The 22,643-nt window shown below is 44.4% G+C and carries 19 protein-coding genes; 6 read left to right on the top strand and 13 right to left on the bottom strand.

The window, feature by feature from the left end:
* Positions 1-180: 180 nt before the first annotated feature.
* Positions 181-1,242 carry a protease SohB gene (gene sohB, locus AC3CHU_RS05270; protein WP_488525470.1) on the bottom strand — a complete coding sequence of 354 codons (1,062 nt, stop codon included), beginning with the start codon at positions 1,240-1,242 and terminating at the stop codon, positions 181-183.
* A 143-nt stretch (positions 1,243-1,385) separates the two neighbouring features.
* Here sohB and AC3CHU_RS05265 point away from each other — a divergent pair, with 143 nt between their 5' ends.
* The 4 genes from AC3CHU_RS05265 to AC3CHU_RS05250 all read left to right on the top strand — a co-directional run bounded on the left by AC3CHU_RS05265 (position 1,386) and on the right by AC3CHU_RS05250 (position 7,663).
* Entirely contained in the window at positions 1,386-2,126 is a 741-nt protein-coding gene (locus tag AC3CHU_RS05265; RefSeq protein WP_004736577.1) for a YciK family oxidoreductase, read from the top strand.
* Positions 2,127-2,281: 155 nt separating this feature from the next.
* Positions 2,282-2,989: a translesion DNA synthesis-associated protein ImuA gene (imuA, locus tag AC3CHU_RS05260; protein ID WP_488525190.1), complete on the top strand. Its 708-nt coding sequence runs from the start codon at positions 2,282-2,284 to the stop codon at positions 2,987-2,989.
* Positions 2,990-2,992: 3 nt separating this feature from the next.
* Positions 2,993-4,462, top strand: coding sequence for a Y-family DNA polymerase (locus AC3CHU_RS05255; RefSeq protein ID WP_488525189.1), 1,470 nt, complete (start codon positions 2,993-2,995; stop codon positions 4,460-4,462).
* Positions 4,463-4,570: 108 nt separating this feature from the next.
* Positions 4,571-7,663, top strand: coding sequence for an error-prone DNA polymerase (locus AC3CHU_RS05250; protein WP_488525188.1), 3,093 nt, complete (start codon positions 4,571-4,573; stop codon positions 7,661-7,663).
* Between the two features lie 309 nt (positions 7,664-7,972).
* Here the strand turns inward: AC3CHU_RS05250 and AC3CHU_RS05245 are convergent, their stop codons facing one another.
* Complete coding sequence (locus AC3CHU_RS05245; RefSeq protein WP_004736572.1) at positions 7,973-8,914, bottom strand: chemotaxis protein CheV; 942 nt, start codon at positions 8,912-8,914, stop codon at positions 7,973-7,975.
* A gap of 168 nt (positions 8,915-9,082) precedes the next feature.
* On the bottom strand, positions 9,083-10,300 hold the full coding sequence (gene mlc, locus AC3CHU_RS05240) for a sugar metabolism global transcriptional regulator Mlc (RefSeq protein WP_017084008.1): 1,218 nt from the start codon (positions 10,298-10,300) through the stop codon (positions 9,083-9,085).
* A gap of 319 nt (positions 10,301-10,619) precedes the next feature.
* Between mlc and pyk the strand changes: the two genes are divergently transcribed.
* Positions 10,620-12,068 (top strand): pyruvate kinase, encoded by a 1,449-nt coding sequence (gene pyk / locus AC3CHU_RS05235; protein ID WP_017085832.1) that lies wholly within the window; start codon positions 10,620-10,622, stop codon positions 12,066-12,068.
* Positions 12,069-12,249: 181 nt separating this feature from the next.
* On the opposite strand, the gene AC3CHU_RS05230 is transcribed toward pyk, so the two are convergent.
* Complete coding sequence (locus AC3CHU_RS05230) at positions 12,250-13,452, bottom strand: patatin-like phospholipase family protein (protein WP_065204926.1); 1,203 nt, start codon at positions 13,450-13,452, stop codon at positions 12,250-12,252.
* A gap of 41 nt (positions 13,453-13,493) precedes the next feature.
* On the bottom strand, positions 13,494-13,583 hold the full coding sequence (gene cydH / locus AC3CHU_RS05225) for a cytochrome bd-I oxidase subunit CydH (RefSeq protein ID WP_114633799.1): 90 nt from the start codon (positions 13,581-13,583) through the stop codon (positions 13,494-13,496).
* Between the two features lie 145 nt (positions 13,584-13,728).
* On the opposite strand from cydH, the gene AC3CHU_RS05220 reads away from it, so the two are divergent.
* Complete coding sequence (locus AC3CHU_RS05220; RefSeq protein ID WP_474356292.1) at positions 13,729-14,322, top strand: porin family protein; 594 nt, start codon at positions 13,729-13,731, stop codon at positions 14,320-14,322.
* A gap of 111 nt (positions 14,323-14,433) precedes the next feature.
* On the opposite strand, the gene AC3CHU_RS05215 is transcribed toward AC3CHU_RS05220, so the two are convergent.
* From AC3CHU_RS05215 to fabF, 8 genes are all read right to left on the bottom strand, one after another.
* On the bottom strand, positions 14,434-14,838 hold the full coding sequence (locus AC3CHU_RS05215) for a hypothetical protein (RefSeq protein ID WP_065204928.1): 405 nt from the start codon (positions 14,836-14,838) through the stop codon (positions 14,434-14,436).
* A gap of 229 nt (positions 14,839-15,067) precedes the next feature.
* The gene (gene ptsG, locus AC3CHU_RS05210) at positions 15,068-16,498 is read right to left on the bottom strand and encodes a PTS glucose transporter subunit IIBC (protein ID WP_004736562.1); all 1,431 of its coding nucleotides are present in this window, start codon (positions 16,496-16,498) and stop codon (positions 15,068-15,070) included.
* Positions 16,499-16,942: 444 nt separating this feature from the next.
* On the bottom strand, positions 16,943-17,710 hold the full coding sequence (locus AC3CHU_RS05205) for a TatD family hydrolase (protein WP_017093784.1): 768 nt from the start codon (positions 17,708-17,710) through the stop codon (positions 16,943-16,945).
* Positions 17,701-18,666, bottom strand: coding sequence for a DNA polymerase III subunit delta' (locus AC3CHU_RS05200; protein WP_054547258.1), 966 nt, complete (start codon positions 18,664-18,666; stop codon positions 17,701-17,703). Before AC3CHU_RS05200 ends, AC3CHU_RS05205 begins: the two co-directional genes overlap by 10 nt.
* A 6-nt stretch (positions 18,667-18,672) precedes the next feature.
* On the bottom strand, positions 18,673-19,305 hold the full coding sequence (tmk, locus tag AC3CHU_RS05195; RefSeq protein ID WP_054547257.1) for a dTMP kinase: 633 nt from the start codon (positions 19,303-19,305) through the stop codon (positions 18,673-18,675).
* Between the two features lie 10 nt (positions 19,306-19,315).
* The gene (gene mltG / locus AC3CHU_RS05190) at positions 19,316-20,332 is read right to left on the bottom strand and encodes an endolytic transglycosylase MltG (RefSeq protein WP_017078128.1); all 1,017 of its coding nucleotides are present in this window, start codon (positions 20,330-20,332) and stop codon (positions 19,316-19,318) included.
* Positions 20,329-21,207 (bottom strand): aminodeoxychorismate lyase, encoded by an 879-nt coding sequence (gene pabC / locus AC3CHU_RS05185; protein WP_488525187.1) that lies wholly within the window; start codon positions 21,205-21,207, stop codon positions 20,329-20,331. The genes mltG and pabC overlap by 4 nt, the downstream gene beginning before the upstream one ends.
* A gap of 104 nt (positions 21,208-21,311) precedes the next feature.
* The gene (gene fabF / locus AC3CHU_RS05180) at positions 21,312-22,556 is read right to left on the bottom strand and encodes a beta-ketoacyl-ACP synthase II (protein ID WP_004736554.1); all 1,245 of its coding nucleotides are present in this window, start codon (positions 22,554-22,556) and stop codon (positions 21,312-21,314) included.
* Between the last annotated feature and the right edge of the window lie 87 nt (positions 22,557-22,643).

Below are 22,643 nucleotides of genomic sequence, written 5' to 3'. Positions count from 1 at the left end.
GTATAAGACTCCGCTCCCCCTACAACATAGTGGTTAAACCCGCTCGGAAGTGGAGCAATAAAAAAGCGCATAAGTCTGATGACTTATGCGCTTTCTTTTTAAGGCTTAAACGTCTTCAATAGACGCAAGGCACTAAACCTAGATACTAGATACTAGAGCTAAAGCTAAAGCTAAATAAGCTTAAACAATCGGCTTTTGGCCGCGTTCAATCAGCTTCATCAGCACGCTGTCTGCAGATTTACCTGCCACGCCCGCTAGTTTGTCTGACAGCTTTTTCTTCTGTACGTAGTGAATCGCTAGAACCGTTTTGTCCTTACATGCCGCTACGACTAAATCATCAGAAGTGCTGATCTCATCCACCAGCCCAAGCTCATGTGCTTGTGTACCAAACCAGTGTTCACCGGTTGCTACTTTTTCAAGATCTAACGCCGGGCGGTGGTCGCGGATGAAGTCTTTGAATAGACCATGTGTCTCTTCGAGCTCTTCTTTAAACTTCTCGCGTGCTTTATCGCTGTTCTCACCAAACATAGTAAGCGTGCGTTTGTACTCACCCGCCGTTAGCTGTTCGAACTCAATGTCATGCTTTTTAAGCAACTTATTGAAGTTTGGCAGCTGAGCAATAACACCAATAGAGCCAACAATAGCAAAAGGTGCAGATACAATTTTGTCCGCGATACATGCCATCATGTAACCACCACTCGCGGCTACTTTGTCTACCGAGATAGTCAGAGGCAGGCCTGCTGCTTTGATACGGTCGAGTTGAGAAGACGCCAAACCATAGCCGTGAACCATGCCACCGCCAGACTCAAGTTTAAGCAATACTTCATCGCCTTCACGAGCCACAGCTAGAACCGCTGTTACCTCTTCACGTAATGAAGCCACTTCTTTCGCATCAATGCTGCCATAAAAGTCGAGAACGAATAGGTGTGGTTCACGCTTGCTATCAAGCTCACCCTCTTTCGCTGCTTTCTTCACTTCTTTGCCACGTGATTTTACTTTTTCTTTTTCCGCTTTCTTTTCTGCTTTATCACGAGCTTTGATGAAAGCATCATCATGCAAATGGTGCTCTAGTTGTTCAATCGTTTGTTTGTGGTGTTCAGATAGGTTCGTGATTTCCAGCTCACCTTTAATCGCGCTTGATTTTCCACCCACCGATTTAGCAATCACTAAAATTGCAATGATGGCGATTACAACGGTCGCAATCTTGGCTAAAAACAAGCCGTAGTCCAACAAAAATTCCAATGTCATATCCCCTATTGTATGAATTAGTGTATTGTAACCATCTTGTCACGATTACCAAGAATTTCTCATCATTCCTGCGGTTATCTGTGTGATTAAACATCAATGGAATGACGAACATAATAAAAGAAAGAAGGATAAGCACAGTGGATTACCCAATCTCTACAGATGCCCTCAAAGATAAAGTAATTTTGGTTACAGGTGCCGGTGCTGGCATTGGTCGCCAAGCCGCACTAAGCTTCGCTCAACATGGTGCAACTGTCATTCTGTTAGGCCGCAATGTTAAAAACCTTGAATTCATTTACGATGAAATCGAAAGTGCTGGTTACCCTCAGGCTGCGATCATTCCGCTAGACCTCAAAGGAGCAACAAAGCAGAACTACATTGATATGGCTGAAACCATTGAATCACAGTTCGGTCGTTTAGACGGCCTACTGCATAACGCAGGTGTGCTTGGCACGTTAAGTCCATTTGATCAAATCGATGAAGAAACGTTTGATGGCGTTATGCAAATCAACGTTAAAGCTGAATTTCTAATGACTCAAGCATTACTGCCTGTCATTAAGAAAGCTGAAGCGGGTCGTATTGTCTTTACCTCTTCAACGGTTGGTCACTCTGGCCGTGCGTTCTGGGGCACTTACGCGATTTCTAAGTTTGCTACCGAAGGCATGATGCAAATCCTAGCGGACGAACTTGAAGACACCAACATCCGTGTAAACGCGATCAATCCTGGCGGCACTCAAACACGCATGCGTGCAAAAGCGTACCCAGGTGAAGATGCGAACAAGCTGAAAACGCCACTCGACATCATCCCGCTGTACCTACACTTAATGAACCCAAGTGTGACAGACATTAATGGCCAATGTATCGATGCTCAACCTAAGTAACTGATATCATTAACCAACAGTAAGAAGCCGCTTCCATAGCGGCTTTTTTTGCATCTAAATCAATCATATAATATTTAGTTCATCTGATTTTCGTCATTTTTCTTTGCATCTTTTTCATTGTTAAATATACTGTATAAATATACAGGTATTTAATTATGCATGAACTAATAAAAAACTTACAAGACCGCCAGCTAATCTGGACAGGGTTACAATCAACAGCGCAAGGAAGCACTACTTCAACCGGCTATTCTCAATTGGATAAACAGCTTGATGGTGGCTTTCCGACACATGGTGTTATTGAGGTTGAATCGCAACAAGGGATCGGCGAACTTCGCCTGCTTACACCCTATTTAGCTCAACAAAACTCACAAAAATTGGCCATCTTCATTAACCCACCGGGGAAGATCTGTGCTGAGTTTTTTAGCAGCCAAGGTATTCAACTAGAAAATATTCTCGTTATCGAGCCTCAACGCGATCTCGATGCATTGTGGGCAGCAGAGCAGTGCCTTAAAAGCGGCGCCTGTCACTCGGTATTGCTATGGGGAGCCGATCTAGAGATACACCAAACCAAGCGCCTGCAAGCAGCAAGCGAAACCGGTAAGTGTCTGCAATTTCACTTTAAGGCCACCAGCCATAATCAGTTATCCCTACCCGTTTCTCTAAGCATGAATCTATCTTCTCACGCCCAAGGGTTAAAGGTTGAGGTCACAAAAAGGAAAGGCAGTTGGTCGTATGGCAGCTTTATTCTAGACATGACACATAACTGGCCGTTACTCACAGAGCAAGTCGTTTATGAAGACAACTTAGACCGTGCTTTGTCAGGTAACACTGTGCTTGCTTTTCCTATTGCAAAGCAAGGCTAGCGTATGTTGTGGCTTTATCTGCACTTTCCATCTCTGCAGTTGGGTACCTTGTTTAACTCTAATGAATTGGGTTCAAGCAAAGACTCACACGAGCAACCTATTATCATCGTGGATGAAAAAGATCACCGTGTGCTGCAAGCTAACCAAACTGCGCTGCAATCGGGAATTTCACTTGGTATGGGGCTAGGGTCTGCGGCGGCGCTTTGCCATAACTTACACGTCCACCCTTACAGTATTGAGCTAGAAAAAAGTAAGCTCAAAGAGATCGCTCAATGGGCGTATTTGGTCACTTCTGACATGGCTTTACTACCACCGAATGGTTTGTTGATTAAAGCTTCTAATATGCTGTCACTTTACGATGGGTTAGATAACTACTGGCATGAGCTCAAAAGCCACTTAGAAACGCTCAATATCCAGTTCAGCTTCGCGACGGGTTACTCACCACTTTCTGCGATCCTTTTGGGCAAGCAATCCATCAACCAAGTCACTAATAATATTGAGCAAATGAAAGCATGGGTCAATCAACAAGCATTAAGTTCCAGCGAGCTGCCAACTAAGCAAGTGGAGCGTCTGAACCGTGTCGGCATTAACTTAGTGGATGACCTATTGAAACTGCCTTTGCAAGATGTCGCACGTCGCTTTGATATCGATTTGGTGAACTATGTCGGTCGCCTTAACGGACAGTTCAAGCACCCGATTGATTTCTACCATCCACCGGAGAATTTTCAGCAATATCTCGAGCTATTATTTGATATTGAAAACATCCTGTTTATCGAAAAGCCGTTACTGAAATTATTAAATCAACTCGAGTGTTTTTTGAAACTACGCGACCGAGTGGCTTTCGAGTTAACGCTGACTTTGCATCTGAGAGATAAAGACGACCACCCTGTCTCTTTCTATTCAGCACAAGGCGATTACCTTGCTGCAAAGTGGGCGAACCTGACTCATCTAACCTTAGAATCACTGAAGATCACGGCACCGGTTCAGGGGCTGACTCTCTCTTTGATTCGTCATGGAGAACCGCAAATGGCCTACCGTGATCTTTTTGATGGCAATACAGGAACACTTGCCGCGTTAGATTTGCTCTCACTACTGCAAGCAAAGCTTGGGCAACCCTGTATTCAAACACCGAAAATACAACACGACCCAAGGCCAGAAAAAGCCAACCAATACTCGCTCCCAACACTGAGTAAGTCTGTGGCAAAGAGGCAAACACCCCCAGAGTTCGAACAGAAAATAGCAACTCCCAACATCAGCCAGCAGCGACTAAGACCGAGTATTCTCCTGCCCGAGCCCGAAGTCTTAACCGAGAGTGTCACCTTATCTCAAGGCCCTGAGCGCATTGTTTCTGGATGGTGGGACGGAGAAAAAATCATTCGTGACTACTTTATTGCTCATAGTGAAAACGGCCGATGGTTATGGGTCTTCAGAACGCCCGATAAACAATGGTTTTTGCACGGCTTATTTAGCTAGTTTGTAAGAAAGTAAGACAATTTAGTGGCTCATTCAATACGACTCACTGGCAATTTCAACACCCCTTTTCAATCATGTTCACTCGCAATGGTTAAGTGAGATTACGTTATGTCTCAGCAATACTCAGAGCTATTTTGCCAAAGTAATTACTCCTTCCTTGAGGGAGCCTCACACGCAGAAGAGCTTGTTTTACAGGCCGACTTCTTACGTTACAAAGCACTCGCTGTCACTGATGAGTGCTCAGTGGCGGGCATCGTTAAGGTTCACTCTGCAATCAAGCAACATAAACTGTCGCTCAAGCAAATTGTCGGAAGTATGTTTTGGCTAAATGAAGAGTGCCAAGTGATCTTGATATGCCCAAACAGACAAGCCTACGCCGAACTGTGCCGTATTATTACCAACGCGAGACGTCGTAGCAGTAAGGGACATTATCAGCTCTCTGAGTGGGATATCATGTCGGCTAAGCATTGTTTTATTCTTTGGCTCCCTCAACAGAAAAATGAAGACGCACACTGGGGGCAATGGCTCTCCCAGCATCATTCAGGCCGGCTTTGGATCGGCTTACAACGACACCTAAAACAAACCGACCAACAATACACAGATTACTGCGTTGAGCTGTCACAACATCATCACCTGCCGATAACGGCGTGTGGTGGTGTGTTGATGCACAATGCTAACCGCTTACCCTTGCAGCACTCGCTCACTGCGATCAAGTACCAAAAACCCATTACTGAAGTGGGTAGTCACTTACTGGCCAATGCCGAGCGCTGTTTACGAAGCATCAATAAGCTCTCACGTATTTTCAAAGCGGAGTGGCTAGAAGAGAGCAACCGAATCTCAGAACTGTGCGAATTTGAGTTAAACAGTTTGCGCTACGAATATCCCAGTGAACTGATTCCTCAAGGTGAGACACCCATGAGTTATCTGCGCATGTTGGTCGAAAAGGGAAAACGGGCTCGCTTTCCACAAGGTGTGCCTAGCAATATTCAACAAATCATAGATAAAGAACTCGGATTGATTGGTGAGCTCAACTACCCTTTCTTTTTCCTCACCATTCATGACATCGTCATGTTTGCCAAAAGCCAAGGGATTCTTTACCAAGGTCGAGGTTCTGCGGCCAATTCCGTGGTCTGTTACTGCCTAGAAATCACCTCTGTCGATCCAAGACAGATCTCAGTGCTGTTTGAACGTTTCATCAGTAAAGAGCGCGATGAGCCGCCTGATATTGATGTCGATTTTGAGCACGAACGACGTGAAGATGTCATCCAATACATCTATCAAAAATACGGTAGAGAACGCGCTGCGCTTGCCGCAACTGTGATTTCATATCGCTTCAAAAGTGCAGTAAGAGATATCGGTAAAGCGTTAGGACTACAAGAAACTCAACTTGATTACTTCATTAAAAACACCAATCGCAGGGACAAAAGCCTAGGCTGGCAGGCTCAGTTAACTCAATTGGGGCTACAACCTGACTCCTTAAAAGGTCAGCAGTTTATCCACTTGGTTAATGAGATCATCGGCTTCCCACGTCACTTATCTCAACACGTCGGTGGCTTTGTCATATCCTCAGGGCCTTTGTATGAACTGGTTCCTGTCGAGAATGCCGCGATGCACGAACGAACCATAATTCAATGGGATAAGGATGATCTAGAAACCTTAGGCTTGCTGAAAGTCGATGTGCTTGCACTGGGTATGCTCTCTGCTATTCGTAAATGTTTCGACCTGATCCAGTCTATCCATGGACGATCACTGACCATTGCAGAGATCACTCGCCTTAAAGATGATCCTCAAGTTTACGGCATGATTCAACGGGCAGACACCGTTGGGATATTCCAAATTGAGTCACGAGCGCAAATGAGCATGCTGCCAAGGCTTAAGCCGAGAACTTATTACGACTTGGTGATTCAAATCGCTATCGTGCGTCCAGGACCTATTCAAGGCGATATGGTGCATCCGTTTCTAAAACGCCGAGATGGTATTGAGCCAATCAGCTATCCATCTAAAAATGTGGAATCGGTACTGTCACGCACTTTAGGCGTACCGATATTCCAAGAACAAGTAATTAAGCTCGCGATGGTCGCTGCAGGGTTCACCGGTGGTGAAGCCGATCAGCTCAGACGTGCGATGGCCGCTTGGAAAAAAAATGGCAACGTCTTTAAGTTTAAAAACAAACTCATCGAGGGGATGCAAAAACGTGGTTATGAGACAGAGTTTGCCGAACAGATCTTTAAACAAATATGTGGTTTCGGTGAATACGGTTTTCCAGAAAGCCATTCGGCCTCGTTCGCTGTATTAGCGTATTGCTCAGCTTGGTTGAAGTGTTACTACCCAGAATGTTTCTACGCGTCTTTGCTCAATAGCCAACCGATGGGGTTTTATAGCCCATCACAGTTGGTACAAGATGCGCAGCGGCATAATGTGGTAATCCTTCCTATATGTGTGAACGCTTCTCAAGATAATCACACGGTCGTCACTCATCAAAATGGTTTGGCGATTCGCTTAGGGTTACGACAAATCAAAGGGCTAAGCGAGCATGGTATTCAAAGCGTGCTCGCCAATCGCCCGCGTTCAGGTTACCGCCATCCAAGTCAGGTAAAGCAACTATCGATGAACAAAAAAGATATCGAGCTACTGGCATCGGCCAATGCGCTACATAACGTCTCGGGAGACCGCTTCCAGACGCGTTGGGCAATGATGGACTCAGCCTCTGATCTGCCTTTGTTTAACCAAGTCGATAACTATGCAGAAGATGATAATGGCGAGCTCTCATTGCATCAACCCAGTGAGATGCAAGATCTACTCGAAGATTTCACCAGTGTCGGGATTTCATTAAACAAACACCCAATCACTTTGCTCGAAGAAGCCAATCGATTAGGTCGATTCACACACATGAAGGACTTAATACAACAAAGACACAAATCCATGGTCACCGTTGTCGGATTAGTCACGGGTAAACAGTCACCCGGCACCGCAGCTGGTGTCACCTTTGTCACATTGGAAGATGACACAGGTAATATTAATGTTGTGGTCTGGGGAGCCACCGCCCGCGCGCAACAGCAAGCTTATCTCACAGCCAAGGCTTTAAAGGTACAAGGGATATTAGAAAAAGAAGGGGAAGTCGTGCATGTTATCGCGGGTAAGCTCATCGATATTACCGAGGAGATTGTTGGCTTGAACACCAAATCTCGAGATTTTCATTAGCGATTCAAATAGCCCTTTCATAAATGCCAGAAAAGGAAAAGGGAGGCATCAGCCTCCCTTCAATTTAAATCGTTGAGTTATGACTCAACTTCAGCTTCCGTACGTCTTTTCTTAAATTCCCTATACAGTAATAAGCTCAAAGTCATTACGACTTTAGAAGTCAACCATATCATTAAGAGGAACTACCTTAGATTGTGTGTGAAAAGTTACGCTAGTAGTTGAGCATATTTCGTTAAGAAAAATATGCTGCATGAATATTAGCAAACACTTTCCATAAGGTCACTCAAAATAACCGTACAGCAGTCTTAATTATAAAATTTGACGCATTCGCTCTTGAGTCACTTCAACCAGAAGGTCCGGTTGGAACTTAGAAATAAAGCGATTACACCCTACTTTCTCAACCATAGCTTCATTAAAACTTCCACTTAATGAAGTATTTAGCGTGATGAACAGGTCATGCATTCTTGGATCCGTACGCACTTCATGCGTCAGTTTATAGCCGTCCATTTCAGGCATTTCAGCATCGGTGATCATCAACAATATTTCTTGATTGATGTCTTTACCTTCATCACACCAGCCCTTAAGTAAGGTCAGTGCTTCTAAACCATCACAACATTCAATAATGTTCAAACCCAGTTGCGATAAGGTACCTTTAATCTGGTTACGCGCGGTTGAAGAGTCATCAACGATAAGTACATTACGTCCAACCATTTCATTGGCAAGTTGCTCATCTAAAACACCGTCAGAAATCGAAACATCATAATCGATGATTTCAGCGAGTACCTTTTCAACATCAATAATCTCAACGATTTTGTGCTGCTCTTCTTCTTGAATATGCGTGATAGCCGTCAGGTAATTGGCACGACCCGTTGTCTTTGGAGGCGGCTGAATTTCAGTCCACGTCGTATTCACGATATTACGCACTTGCCCAACCAAGAAACCTTGTACAGTTCGGTTGTATTCCGTGATGATCAAGTTATTTTCTTGAGTCTCATCTCGTGACGGTGGGAAGCCAATCGCGCTGCGCAAATCGATAACAGGCACCGATTCACCACGTAGAGACGCAACACCCGTAATATGATGGTGAGAGCCCGGCAAGCGAGTGAGTACTGGCACCTTTAGGACTTCTTTCACTTTAAATACGTTAATCGCAAATAGTTGACGACTGTTTAAGCTGAATAACAAGAGCTCCAGACGGTTTTCACCGACCAGTTTGGTTCTCTGATCAACCGAATTTAAAACGCCAGACATACAACACCTTAGTGACAAATAATAACTGTGGCTACAATAGCCTACTTCAATAGGTTAAAGCAAAGCGCCAATGCACAGAATGCTTAAACTAAGTACAACAAATGATGTTATACAAAGCTTAAGTACATGGAAAGGTTTCGGGTGAGGCTAAAAGACGAGTATAAGGAGTTAACCTTCAACAACTTTCATTAACAGTTGGCCATCATATAAGGCTTGTTTAACAAGCGCAGCACCAGGCATGGTTGCTTGTTTATAGAATCGAGATTCCACCAGCTCTAAATCTTGATGGTAAACCGATAAACTCTGCTCTTCGATACACTTTTGAATCGCAGGGTACAACACGCTTTTAGCCTGATTGATAACACCACCCACCAAGATTTTCTCAGGGTTGAAAAGGTTAATCACAATCGCTATCGCGGCACCTAAGTAACGACCTAACTGTTCAATAACTTCAACAGCCAATGGATCGCCATCAGCAGCGGCTGCACAGATCTGTTCGATAGTGACGTCTTCAAACACAGTTAATGATGATGCTTCACCATTAGCCAGTCGCTCTTTCACTTGATCACGGATCGCCTGAGAACTCGCGACTGTTTCTAAGCAGCCTCGGTTGCCACAATGACAAAGTTTGCCCTGCTTATCGATCTGGATATGCCCAAGTTCACCGATATTACCGTGGCGACCTTGTAGCACTCGGCCGTCGAGAATGATCCCAGCACCTACACCATGGTGAATCGAGATAAGAACAGAATTATCGTTGTCTTGTGAGTGACCAAACAACTTCTCTGCTAATGCCCAAGCTCGGGTATCATTGGCAATAAAGACAGGCAGACCTGTTTCTTTGTAAATCTCAGGACCCAACGCTAAATTTTTAACGTTGTAGTGCGGCATCTGCAACACAATCCCTTGCTCAGAATTCACAAGGCCCGGTAGCGTAACCGCAATGCTTGTTACCCTATCGAGTTGCTCAGCATAAGTTTGGAAAAATTCATCAATTTCATGTAGAAGACGCGCAAGCACATCATCTTGGTCACGTTCATGAATATCAATCTTGGTATCGATAAGCACGTCGCCACCCAATTCATGGAGCGCGATCGTCAAGTATCCGCGACCAAGACGCATCGACAGAAACTGCCAACCTTCGTTATTGGTTTGCAGACCGACAGCAGGACGCCCACGAGTCGTGGCTTCTTGAACCGTCGTTTCGTGAATAAGGTGAGCTTCAATGAGTTCACGGGTAATTTTAGTAATACTCGCCGGAGCCAACTCACTTTGCTTGGACAGATCGATACGAGAAATAGGACCTTTAAGGTCAATTAGTTTATATACACGACCAGCATTGACCTGTTTGATATGATCAATATGGCCCGGTTGAGCCATGTACATTTTACGCTCCAGAAATCATCAACGAGTTAATTTTTTTACTTTGCGAAGTAATTGTGAAGTCACTTGGTATATCGCCGTGACCAGTATCACGTATATACATGAATCTTTGTGTATCGAGTCAAATAGTTCGAGGGAAATTAACACCAAAATCGATAAATTGAGACTTAATTTTCAGAATAAAACATCGTTATTGAGCCCTGAATTCAATAATTAGAGACAAATAATGAAATATCTCCCTAGCTCCCAATAAATAATCAATTAATGCATATACTTAATTCAGTCTTTTAAAAGATTACTTGGCCTCACTCTAGGAGTATTCATGACAGCCGAATTAAGAAAAACGAAAATCGTCACAACGCTAGGCCCTTCTACTGATAAAGGTAACGTGCTTGAAGAGATCATCAAAGCCGGTGCCAATGTCGTCCGTATGAACTTCTCTCACGGCACCAGCGACGACCATATACAACGCGCAGAAAACGTCAGAGCAATTGCAAAAAGACTTGGCACTCAAATCGCTATTCTCGGTGACTTACAAGGCCCCAAGATTCGAGTATCGACATTCAAAGATGGCAAAATCCAACTTGCTGTGGGTGACAAATTCACTCTCGACAGTAGCCTAGGTTTAGGTGTAGGCAACCAACAAGCAGTCGGTCTTGATTATAAAGAATTACCTAACGACGTTTCAGCTAACGACATCCTGTTACTCGACGATGGTCGTGTTCAGCTGAAAGTGACCGAAGTGGAAGGCTGTCGCGTTCATACAGAAGTCATCATTGGCGGTCCACTGTCAAATAACAAAGGCATCAATAAAAAAGGCGGTGGTCTTTCCGCAGAAGCGCTGACAGAAAAAGATAAGCGCGACATCGTCACCGCAGCCCAAATCAAAGTGGATTACCTCGCAGTGTCTTTCCCACGCAACGGCGCAGACATGCACTACGCTCGTCAGCTTGCACGAGAAGCGGGATTAGAAGCTCACCTTGTAGCAAAAGTAGAGCGAGCAGAGACGGTAGCCACTGTTGAGAACATGGATGACATCATAATGGCCTCAGATGTGGTCATGGTAGCTCGTGGTGACCTCGGAGTAGAGATTGGCGACCCTGAGTTGGTCGGAGTACAAAAACAGCTTATACGCCGTGCTAGAGCGCTTAACAGAACCGTAATCACCGCAACTCAGATGATGGAATCAATGATCTCAGCACCAATGCCAACCCGTGCCGAAGTGATGGACGTTGCCAACGCCGTACTGGACGGCACCGATGCAGTGATGCTTTCAGGTGAAACCGCCGCCGGTGATTACCCGGTTGAAACCGTAAAATCAATGGCCGAAGTCTGTATTGGCGCAGAGAAAATGGCAGGGATTAATAACCAATCCAATTACCGTATTGACCGTACTTTTGTCACCGCCGAAGAAACCGTGTCGATGGCAACCATCTATTCTGCAAACCATATGGAAGGCATTAAGGGCGTAGTCACTCTCACCGAGTCAGGCCGTACTGCATTGATGATGTCTCGTCTAAGTGCTGATATGCCTATCTATGCGCTGTCTCGTAACGAAGGAACACTTAATCGCTGTACCTTGTACCGCGGTGTAACACCTATCTACTTCGAGACAGAAGCCGAAGATAGCTTTGACATTGCCCTATCTACGCTCACTTGCCTAAAAGAGAAAGAGCATCTTAAGTTTGGCGATCTCGTGATCGTCACTCAAGGCGACATTATGGATGTGGCAGGATCAACCAACTGTATGAGAATCCTACCAGTTACCTAGTCTTAATTACTTTCGCCTTAAAGCTTAGGATCCTAAATTAAGCTGAAGGTGAGAAAGCTGACAAAAAAGGGTTATCGAACCAAGTTCAATAACCCTTTTTCATATCAGAACACGACTCACTAACGATCGGGTTAAAACAGCATGATGAGCTAACAGTATGTTAACTTATCAACTTCAAGCATTACTTATCAGCAGCAATGGTTGCCAACTGTGGCATGTGTGAACTGCGGGCATTTTCCGTAGAGGTATAAGTTTCTACAAATCGGTAACCCGCTTCTAAACCCATGTCGTAATCGTGCAGTAAATCTTCTTTATTACTCATTAATGAACTTGATTTCAGCGGCTTACTTGGGGCAATTTGCACGACAAACGCATCGTCTGGTGGGGAGTTCAAAAAATCCTGAGTCAATGAGTAAGTTTGGTAATGTACCATTAGCATATCAGCCAAACCGGAATCAAACTTATCACCAATTAAATGACTTAATCTATAGATGTCATCCGCCCCAAATAGCCATCGACCACCATTAAGTAAATCCAAATGTGATCTGTCGCGCTTCTGTTCTTTTGAACTGAGGATTTGTTGTTGAAAGAACGAGCTCCAATCGGTTTTCCACTGTTCCACTTTTTGCTGCCAATGACCTTGAACACTGTCAAAAGATTCCCGGAACCATTCCAGCTCTTCAGCTGATATTGGTTTGGGTGTTTTTAATCCCGTACTGTTAACTTGAACTCGAACCTCTTCCTCTAAAGGTGGCTCAGTTCTGATCACTACAATGGAACGGGCTTGTCTACGCCACGCTTCTTGAACCGGGATACAAGCGGATACACCACCATCAACATAAGCGTTATCGCCAATGAATATTTCATCGCTATACAAACGTGGAATGGCGCAAGTGGCAATCATCACCTTGTACCAGTCTTCACCAAGCAAAGGGAAATAATGATCTCGAAGATCTTTCGAAGCGGTGACCGCTGCAAAAAAATGTCTGTCACCCAGCGTTTGCCTACCGAGGTCAAGATCAAGCTTATAAGGGTACGCCATGATTTGTTCTAACGCCCATTCTAATCCTAGGTTCTTTCTGTGTCGTATATAAGAAAAGAGATTAAAGAACTCTGGTGAAGTCGTGAGGTCGAGAACGAAAGAGCGGCCAAGGCCTTTATCGCGGCACAGATAAGCGCATAAGTTGAGAGCGCCCGCTGAGGTACCAAAAAATTCATCGAAGGGGTCGAAATTAGAAAGAAGAAAGGCATCCAGCACTCCAGAAGTAAAAATACTTCTCTGTCCGCCACCTTGAGCGACTAGGGCTGTTTTTCCAGCAATAAACTTAGCGTAGTAATCCAAGTCTATTGCTGCATCAATATTGGTTATAATCCCACTATTCATGATTCCCTGAGTATAAAAACTCAGCCTCGCAATAGATGGTATTAGCTACCAATCGCAATAAAACCAAATGAAAGAATGATGGTATAGATGATCGCTGTTATTTGTAGAGCATTTTTCAGATTATGGTCCATAGACACCTCTGGCTTATTATTAATTTGTCTAGTCTCTATATAAGTTCTATCAGGTGTGTGAAGTATCTTCAAGAATCGTCGAAATTAGTCGCACAATATTGATGTAACCATCACAATTAGTAAGTGTATGGATAAGGATATACTCATGAATAACAAAGCAAATATGATGGCACTGATTGCACTTTTCTCCGTTTCGAGCGTGTATGCTTCGCCGGAGATCATCATTACCCCGATGGTGGGTTATACCGGAGGCGGTAGTGTCGAAGACCAGGATGGTAATACTTATGATATGGAAGGTTCAGAAAACTTCACCTTCGCCATTGAAACTCCGCTTGAGAAAGGTCGTATCGGCTTTTTCTATTCCAATCAGAGCTCTGAGTTAGAAACGCTCAACCTAAGCTCTTCCATCCAATACCTTCACTTTCAAAGCAGCATCTACTACCCTGCTTCTTCGGTGTTGTCTGGCTATCTAGGGCTCGGTCTTGGGGCTTCTTACGTTGATGTAGACTGGGCAAAGGATAAATATGGATTTTCAACTTCTATCTTTGGTGGCTTAGAGTACAAATTCAGTGACCGCTTAGCGTTAAATACACAAGTACGTTGGCTAGGTACTGTGGTCGACAACGACACCTCTGGTGTTTGTAACGTACCGAGTAATGGCCAAGACTGCATCATCCGCTTTGATACTGACTGGATGAACCAATTCCAAGCCAATGTGGGATTGAGTTTTACCTTCTAGGTTGAGTCCCCATATTGGATCAATAAGTCTTTAGACTAGAAGTATTCTAACGAAATGAAAAAACCAGCTTGATGCTGGCTTTTTCATTATAAAAACGGTTTTCAGTTCAACTTAGAACTTGTAGGTCACACCTAGTGCGCCGCCTACTTGCAACTCAACACCTTTGTACATGTCGAGCTCAGGGTGAACTTGTGCGTAAGCATTCCAACCTTCATAGAAATTCACTTTCACGCCTAACGGCACACGCAAACCAAAATCATCATTCCATTCAGCCCAAGCACCTGCACCAACATACCAACTTAAAGGCGCTTCAGTTTCAAACTGACCACGCTTAAAAATATAGTCAAATGCAGCGCCATCATTGCCAATCGTAGCACGGTATTTCTGATCAAATTCCACAACGACACTCAGGTCTTGGTCGATGGCGAGTCCAACTTCCAAAGCTGGAGCTTCAGAAGCGTGAGCAAACGAGGCTCCGCTGCAGCACATAAGGCCGATCAAGTAACGATGTTTCATAATATTCTCAGACTGTGTTTAAAAAAGGGAGTTTACTAGAATCTCAGCGAAAGGTGTCATCGCTAGGTAAAAGATAAAAGACACGAAAAATTTGGGAACGACCATCAATTGATCGAGTTGAGCGGTAACTCTCTGAGTTGATGGGGATTAAACGCAGCAAGGTCTTTCATAGAGCAGAAAACAAAAAAGGAGGCCTCTCGGCCTCCTTTCAATTTATTGAATCAGTGAATTAACCGTTGTTACGGATCCACTCATCCATGTCTGTCTTAAGGTTGTCAGACTTAGTACCGAAGATAGCTTGTACGCCACCAGCAACTACAACAACACCTGCAGCACCTAGTTTCTTCAGTTTGTCTTGGTCAACAGCTTCTGTATCAGCTACTGCAACACGTAGACGAGTAATACAAGCGTCAAGACCAGTGATGTTCGCTTTGCCACCGAATGCAGCAACTAACTCACCAGCAAGCTCAGTACCAGTTGCAACGATGTCGTCTTCTGACTCGTCTTCGCGACCTGGAGTTTTAAGGTCAAGTGCTTTAATCACAGTGCGGAATACAATGTAGTAAATTGCAGCGTAACCAATACCACATACAACCATTAGGCCCATCTTAGACGCGTTGCCAGATAGAACTAGGAAGTCGATTAGACCGTGTGAGAAAGATGTACCGTGTACAAAACCTAGAGTGTTCGCAAGAACGTATGCAGAACCAGCTAGTAGAGCGTGGATTGCGTAAAGTACTGGAGCAACGAATAGGAATGAGAATTCGATTGGTTCAGTGATACCCGTTAGGAATGAAGTCAACGCAGCAGAAGCCATGATGCCCATTACTTTAGCGCGGTTTTCAGGCTTAGCTGAGTGTGCAATTGCGATTGCAGCAGCAGGTAGACCGAACATCTTGAACATGTAACCACCAGCTAGCTGACCGAAGCCATTGCCCGCTGCACGAGATGCGTCATCAGCAACTAGGTAACAAGTAAGAACACCGTTTTGAGTTTCGCCAGCAGCGTTTACACAAGTACCAGCTTCAAAGAAGAAAGGTACGTTCCAAACGTGGTGAAGACCAAATGGAATTAGAGAACGCTCAACGATACCGTAGATACCAAACGCCACTTGTGGGTTTTGGTGAGCAGCCCAATCAGAGAACGCAGAGATAGCGCCGCCAACTGGTGGCCATACTACAGATAGTAGGATTGCTAGACCAATCGCAGAGAAACCTGTGATGATTGGCACGGCACGCTTACCAGCGAAGAAGCCTAGGTACTCTGGTAGTTGAATACGGAAGAAACGGTTGAATGCCCAAGCAGCAACACCACCGACTAGGATACCACCTAGTACACCAGTATCGATTTTATCAACGCCCATTACACCAGCCATTACGCCAAGTGTAGCAGTCATGATGCCGTAACCAACGATAGCAGCTAGACCAGCTACACCGTCGTTATTAGTAAAGCCAAGTGCTACACCTACTGCAAACAGTAGTGCCATTTGACCGAATACTGAACCACCCGCTTGTTCCATTAAGTTTGAAACAATTTCTGGAATGAAAGGAAGGTCTGCTGCACCGACACCTAGCAAAATACCCGCAACTGGTAAAACTGATACTGGTAGCATCAGAGACTTACCAACTTTCTGCAGGTTAGCAAAAAGGTTCTTAAACATGTTTATGCTCCTGATAAAGATAAAATAATTATATGGGTTCTAACGGCACACCCCCGTAGCCTATATGTTAGCACCCAGTGAAAATGTAACCATGTATTGCATTATATTTTCTGCCGCTAAATATATATTGATGCGGAACTAACTTTCTAGTCACTTACGAAATTTAGTTTCAAAACACGTCTTGGATCACATGTCAAATCTAGAAATGCAATGCTTTACAAGCAATTAAAGTATTGAAATATAAATGCATTTTTTGATGGGTGTATTATTTTACTGGGTAAATAAAATAGGAGCTAATGTTATTTTTAGTAACAAAATTACAAATGATGTAAATAGTGCTCTCAAGTTCAACATAATTAGTAAACATTAAAAAAAAACGTACTTTTGGTGATCAAAAACACAAAAAGGGAGCTTTCGCTCCCTTTTATTTGTTTAGTTAGTTTTTTATCGCAAAAAAAGTTTTCGGTAATTTTTGGTTGTTTGTTCAGCAACCTCTTTCATTGACAGCCCTTTCAACTGCGCGATATAAGCCGCCACTTCGACCACATATGCAGGCTGATTCTGTTTACCTCGATATGGAATCGGAGCCAAGTATGGCGAATCCGTCTCGATCAGCAACCTATCTAGCGGTAAGTTTTTCACAACGTCTTTAAGTTCTGTGGCTTGTTTAAAGGTCACAATACCTGAGATCGAGATATAAAAACCTAATTCCATTGCCGCTTCAGCGAATGCTTGATCTTCAGTAAAACAATGAATCACACCACCGCACTTCTCTGCTCCACCATCGCGTAAAATAGCTAACGTATCTTCACGCGCGTTACGCGTGTGGATGATCAAAGGTTTATTAAGCTCAACAGCCAACTCAACGTGCTGCTTGAACCTAAGCTGTTGCAGTTCTGCCGTCTCTGGCTGGTAGTGATAATCTAAGCCTGTCTCACCTATCGCCACAACCTTTGGATTACTCGCATACTCACGCATTCTTTCCAGACAGAAATCGCTCTCTACATCGAGAGGGTGAACGCCACAAGAAGCTTTAACATTATCAAACGGCGAGATCATCTCAAGCATGTTTTCAAACGAGTCTAATGTCACACCGACAGAAAGCAGTTGGTCTACATTTGCTGCCTTCGCCTTATTAACCACGTCTTCTACACTGGTGTGTAAATCTTGGTAATCCAGTTTGTCTAAATGACAGTGGGAATCTACGAACATGTTTCCTCGCAAGTGGCAATCAGCCAGTTCATTATGAGTAGCTCCGTATTGAGCCCGGGGTGTTGCTTTAACTGCTCAATCAATATCAACAGTTTATTCGATGCTGCGTAAGCACTTTGATAAGACATTACCTCAACCAAAGCTTTCGCACTCGGAGTCATCGCCTGATTCGCTAAACCAAAATGCAGCTTTTGCACGTCAGACAGTAAGTGCCATAGCCAGCCTAGTTGAACCAAAGGATCTTTACTAAGCTCTGTGGAAAACTTCAGCATGTCAGGTTGAGTGCCTTTGATAACATTGACAAAACCATCGAGCACTTTTGTTGAGGCTTCAACACCGCCTTGCTCAAACATGGCTTTCGCTTTCAAAGGCGCGTTGTCATTGAGCGCTAGAATATACTGCGGAACCGCTTTACCTACTTCCCCATCTAGCCAAGTCGATCCAGTATCCAACTGTGGGCTAACCACATTGAATTGCTGACAGCGGCTAATAATAGTCGGCATTAAGCGATTACTGTTACGAGTAGAAAGAATGAAGATACACTTACTTGATGGCTCTTCTAGAGTTTTCAGCAATGCGTTCGACGCCGATTCGTTCATCGCCTCTGCAGGGTTAAGCAAGATAACGCGCAAACCACCTAACTGGGACGATTGTTGAGCCCAGCGGTTACTCGCACGTACTTGGTCAACGGTAATCGATTTACCTTCTTTCTCAGGTTCAATCACATGGAAATCCGGATGACTCCCCGACTTCATCAATTCACAACTATGGCAAAATCCACACGACTCGCTTTCGTAATTAGTACACATCAATGCATCGGTAAGTTGGCTAATCAGCGCATCAACGCCAAGCCCTTCCGGTGCATTAACAATCACAGAGTTAGGAAAACGCTCTGCATCGAGACTTTTTTTCCACTCACTCCATACCGGTGTGAGCCAAGAATAAACTTCAGCCATGACTACCTACTGTTTATTGAGCCAAGCACTGAGCGCGACTTTAATATCAGCGGCTACTTGCTCAATTTCTTGCTGTGCATTAACCACAAGAACCGTTTCGTCTTGTTCTGCAATCTCAAGGTAACGTTCACGTGTACGATCGAAGAATGAGATATCCATCTTTTCGATTCTATCGAGCTCACCACGGCCTCTAGCGCGTTCAAGCCCTACTCTAGGATCAAGATCCAAGTATAGGGTTAGATCTGGCTTAAAACCGCCTAGCGTGGTTTCTTTCAGTGATTCCATCGTAGTGCGTGCGATCTGACGACCACCACCTTGATAAGCTTGAGATGACATATCATGGCGATCACCCAACACCCATTTACCGCTGTCTAATGCGGGCTTGATGACGTTCTCGACTAATTGAACACGTGCCGCGTACATCAGCAATAGTTCCGTCATATCTTGAAGCTTCTCACCTTCGTGCTCTTCTTTAACCAATGAACGCATCTTTTCAGCTAAGACAGTGCCACCCGGCTCACGAGTATTGACGATATCTTCAACACCCGATGCTTTTAATGTCTCAACGATGGCATTGATTGCTGTACTTTTGCCAGCACCTTCAAGGCCTTCAACTACGATAAATTTCGACTGATTCATAATTATTTCTTTATTTGTTTTTTCTTAATTGCTTTAAGTAAGCTCGTACTGCACGGTTATGCTCAGTCAAACTCTTTGAAAATACGTGACCGCCGGTTCCACTCGCAACAAAATACAGGTAGTTGCTCTTCTCTGGATTCAGCGCAGCATTGATAGACGCTTTGCCCGCCATTGCAATAGGCGTCGGTGGTAAACCACTCATTGTATAAGTGTTGTATGGCGTTGGAGTACGTAAGTCTTTCTTACGTATATTGCCTTTGTAACTGTCGCCCATGCCGTAGATAACCGTTGGGTCAGTTTGTAGACGCATACGCTTGTTCAAGCGATTAACGAACACAGAAGACACACGTTCACGCTCTGACGCTACTGCAGTTTCTTTCTCAATGATAGACGCAAGAATTAGCGCTTCATATGGCGATTTAAGAGGCAGTTTATCGGCTCTATTTTCCCACTCATCATTGACCACGTTCATCAGATCTCGGTGGGCGCGTTTCAACAAATCTAAATCCGTTGTGCCATAGGTGTAGTGGTATGTTTCCGCTAAGAAAAGGCCTTCTAGCTTTTCATTTTCGATACCAAGCTTTTGTGCGATCTCTTTTTCAGAGACATCATTCAACGTCTGCTGAATGAATTCGTTGTCTTTTAGTTGAACAAGCCACTCGTCAAAACGACTGCCTTCTACGAAGGTAATGGTAAATTGGTGCTCCTTCCCTTCGACAAGCACTTGTAGCGCCTGCTCTAGGGTTAAACCGGGCTCAAGCAGGAATGTACCCGCTTTTACGTCTACAAGCTCAGGATGTAACTTACGGATTAATTTCTCGTAAGGAGAAGCCTCAAAAAGCCCCTCGTTAATCAACTGTGCTAGAACACGGTTAAAACTGCTACCTGAAGCAACGGTAACCACCTGCGGTTTTTCTAATTGAATAACTTGTTTCAGGTTATCTTGCGCTTGGTTGTAAACATAAAAACCAGCAGCAGCGGCTGCGATTAAGCACAAGGTAATAAAAATAAATAACTTTTTGATCACGAGTTTAGTTGTCCTTGAAGGCTACGAGTAACGGTTCCAATGTTGAATTGGGTATCACTAATACGGGTAACTGGGGCAACCCCTAAGATGGAGTTGGTCATGAAAATCTCATCAGCTTGCATGAGTTGAGATAAGCAGTAGTCACTAATTGTAACGGAAAGTTCAGCTTGATTCAGCGCGGTTAACACTTGCTTACGCATAACCCCCGCCACACCACTTTGCGTGAGTTGAGGTGTATATATCATCTGACCTTTTCGCCAAAACAGATTGGCCATGGTGGTTTCAATCACATTGCCCGAGATATCAAGAACTACACCATCAGCTTCATCGGCCTGATCCATTTCATCTTTCATCAAGATCTGCTCAAGACGATTATTGTGCTTATGGCCTGCGAGCAGTGGGCTCAAACCTAGTGCTTGTTGGCAGATACCGAGTTCTACACCAGAATCTTGCCACGCTGAATAATGACTAGGGAAATCAAATGTACTGATGGTTATCGTTGGCTTGGCGATATTCTTGGCACTGTAGCCACGACCGCCTGCCCCACGGCTAACGTGTAGCTTAATCCCAGTTTTTTGATTATGAGGCTTGTTTGTATCATGGAGGAGCTTTGAACCATAAAGGCTCTTTGTTCCATGAAGATCGTTATCTTGGATATGTTGAAGTGCATTATCGATCCAAAGGCTAACAACATCCCAATCAAGAGCAGAAATGCGTAGCGCTTTAAGGCATTCGTCGACACGACATTGATGATCATAAAAATGCTGAACCTGACCCTCTTGGACAAGCATGGTGGTAAAACAACCATCCCCGTACTGAAACGAACGATCCAAGATATCGACAGTTTGCTGGCTTTCTCCATCAACCCAAAACATGTTTTTCCCCATAAAAAGAAACGGCTCAATGCTAAAGCATCAAGCCGTTTAAAAACAAGTCTAATTATGACTATCTACGAATGTTTACATCTTTAATAAGATGATTAAATCTTTTTGAAGATCAAACAGCCGTTTGTACCACCGAAACCGAATGAGTTACATGCAGCATATTCCATACCGCTAACTTTACGCGCAGTGTGGGGTACTAAGTCAATATCTAAGCCTTCTTCAGGATCATCCAAATTGATTGTTGGTGGAACAATTTGATCAATTAGAGACATCGCTGTGATGATCGCTTCAGCAGAACCTGCAGCACCTAGAAGGTGGCCTGTCATTGATTTCGTAGAAGAAACCAAGACTTGCTTGCTGCCTGCTTCGCCAAGAGCACGCTTGATGCCCTTAACTTCCGCTACGTCACCTGCAGGAGTCGAAGTACCGTGTGCATTAACATAACCGATTTGTTCACCAGTAATGCCAGCATCACGCATAGCCGCTTCCATTGCTAGTGCACCACCAGAGCCATCTTCACTTGGAGATGTCATGTGGTAAGCGTCACCCGACATACCGAAGCCAACTAGCTCACAGTAAATCTTAGCGCCACGAGCTTTAGCATGTTCATACTCTTCAAGAACCATCATGCCTGCACCGTCACCAAGAACGAAGCCGTCACGGCCTTTGTCCCATGGACGAGAAGCTTTTTGAGGCTCATCGTTACGAGTAGACAGTGCTTTAGCCGCACCAAAACCGCCCATACCTAGTGGTGTAGATGCTTTTTCAGCACCACCCGCTAGCATTGCGTCAGCATCGCCGTATGCAATCATACGAGCCGCGTGGCCAATGTTATGTAGGCCAGTCGTACATGCTGTAGAGATCGCGATGTTTGGACCGCGTAGGCCACGCATGATAGACATGTGACCCGCAATCATATTCACGATCGTCGACGGTACGAAGAACGGGCTGATTTTACGAGGGCCTTTTTCAGTTAGAGCCTTGTGACCGGCTTCGATCAAACCAAGACCACCAATACCAGAACCGATAGCAACGCCTACACGAGGAGCGTTTTCTTCAGTAATAGTTAGGGCTGAATCATCTAAAGCTTGAATACCTGCTGCGACGCCGTACTGGATGAACAAGTCCATCTTACGAGCATCTTTTTTAGTCATATACTCTTCGCAGTTAAAGTCTTTAACTAGACCTGCAAAACGAGTTGAGAAATTGGTTGCATCAAAATGATCGATATTAACGATACCACTTTGACCAGCTAGCAGGGCTTTCCAAGAAGATTCTACAGTGTTGCCTACCGGCGACAACATACCCATGCCAGTGACAACTACACGACGCTTGGACACGATATTACACTCCGGGGATTGAGGTGATTTAAGATGAGGATAGATGAGTTAGATAAAACACAGGCGGTCAAGGTGACCGCCTGGGAG

It is taken from the genome of Vibrio sp. QJM3NY_39, from assembly GCF_057785895.1.
Note: the sequence above shows the minus strand (reverse complement) of the source record. Positions and strands in the feature narration are given on the sequence as shown.

Excerpts from the sequence above, each read along its gene's own strand:
- imuA (WP_488525190.1), top strand. The coding sequence starts at position 2,282 with ATGCATGAACTAATAAAAAACTTACAAGACCGCCAGCTAATCTGGACA.
- AC3CHU_RS05255 (WP_488525189.1), top strand. The coding sequence starts at position 2,993 with ATGTTGTGGCTTTATCTGCACTTTCCATCTCTGCAGTTGGGTACCTTG.
- AC3CHU_RS05250 (WP_488525188.1), top strand. The coding sequence starts at position 4,571 with ATGTCTCAGCAATACTCAGAGCTATTTTGCCAAAGTAATTACTCCTTC.
- AC3CHU_RS05245 (WP_004736572.1), bottom strand. The coding sequence starts at position 8,914 with ATGTCTGGCGTTTTAAATTCGGTTGATCAGAGAACCAAACTGGTCGGT.
- mlc (WP_017084008.1), bottom strand. The coding sequence starts at position 10,300 with ATGTACATGGCTCAACCGGGCCATATTGATCATATCAAACAGGTCAAT.
- pyk (WP_017085832.1), top strand. The coding sequence starts at position 10,620 with ATGACAGCCGAATTAAGAAAAACGAAAATCGTCACAACGCTAGGCCCT.
- AC3CHU_RS05230 (WP_065204926.1), bottom strand. The coding sequence starts at position 13,452 with ATGAATAGTGGGATTATAACCAATATTGATGCAGCAATAGACTTGGAT.
- cydH (WP_114633799.1), bottom strand. The coding sequence starts at position 13,583 with ATGGACCATAATCTGAAAAATGCTCTACAAATAACAGCGATCATCTAT.
- AC3CHU_RS05220 (WP_474356292.1), top strand. The coding sequence starts at position 13,729 with ATGAATAACAAAGCAAATATGATGGCACTGATTGCACTTTTCTCCGTT.
- AC3CHU_RS05215 (WP_065204928.1), bottom strand. The coding sequence starts at position 14,838 with ATGAAACATCGTTACTTGATCGGCCTTATGTGCTGCAGCGGAGCCTCG.
- ptsG (WP_004736562.1), bottom strand. The coding sequence starts at position 16,498 with ATGTTTAAGAACCTTTTTGCTAACCTGCAGAAAGTTGGTAAGTCTCTG.
- AC3CHU_RS05205 (WP_017093784.1), bottom strand. The coding sequence starts at position 17,710 with ATGTTCGTAGATTCCCACTGTCATTTAGACAAACTGGATTACCAAGAT.
- AC3CHU_RS05200 (WP_054547258.1), bottom strand. The coding sequence starts at position 18,666 with ATGGCTGAAGTTTATTCTTGGCTCACACCGGTATGGAGTGAGTGGAAA.
- tmk (WP_054547257.1), bottom strand. The coding sequence starts at position 19,305 with ATGAATCAGTCGAAATTTATCGTAGTTGAAGGCCTTGAAGGTGCTGGC.
- pabC (WP_488525187.1), bottom strand. The coding sequence starts at position 21,207 with ATGTTTTGGGTTGATGGAGAAAGCCAGCAAACTGTCGATATCTTGGAT.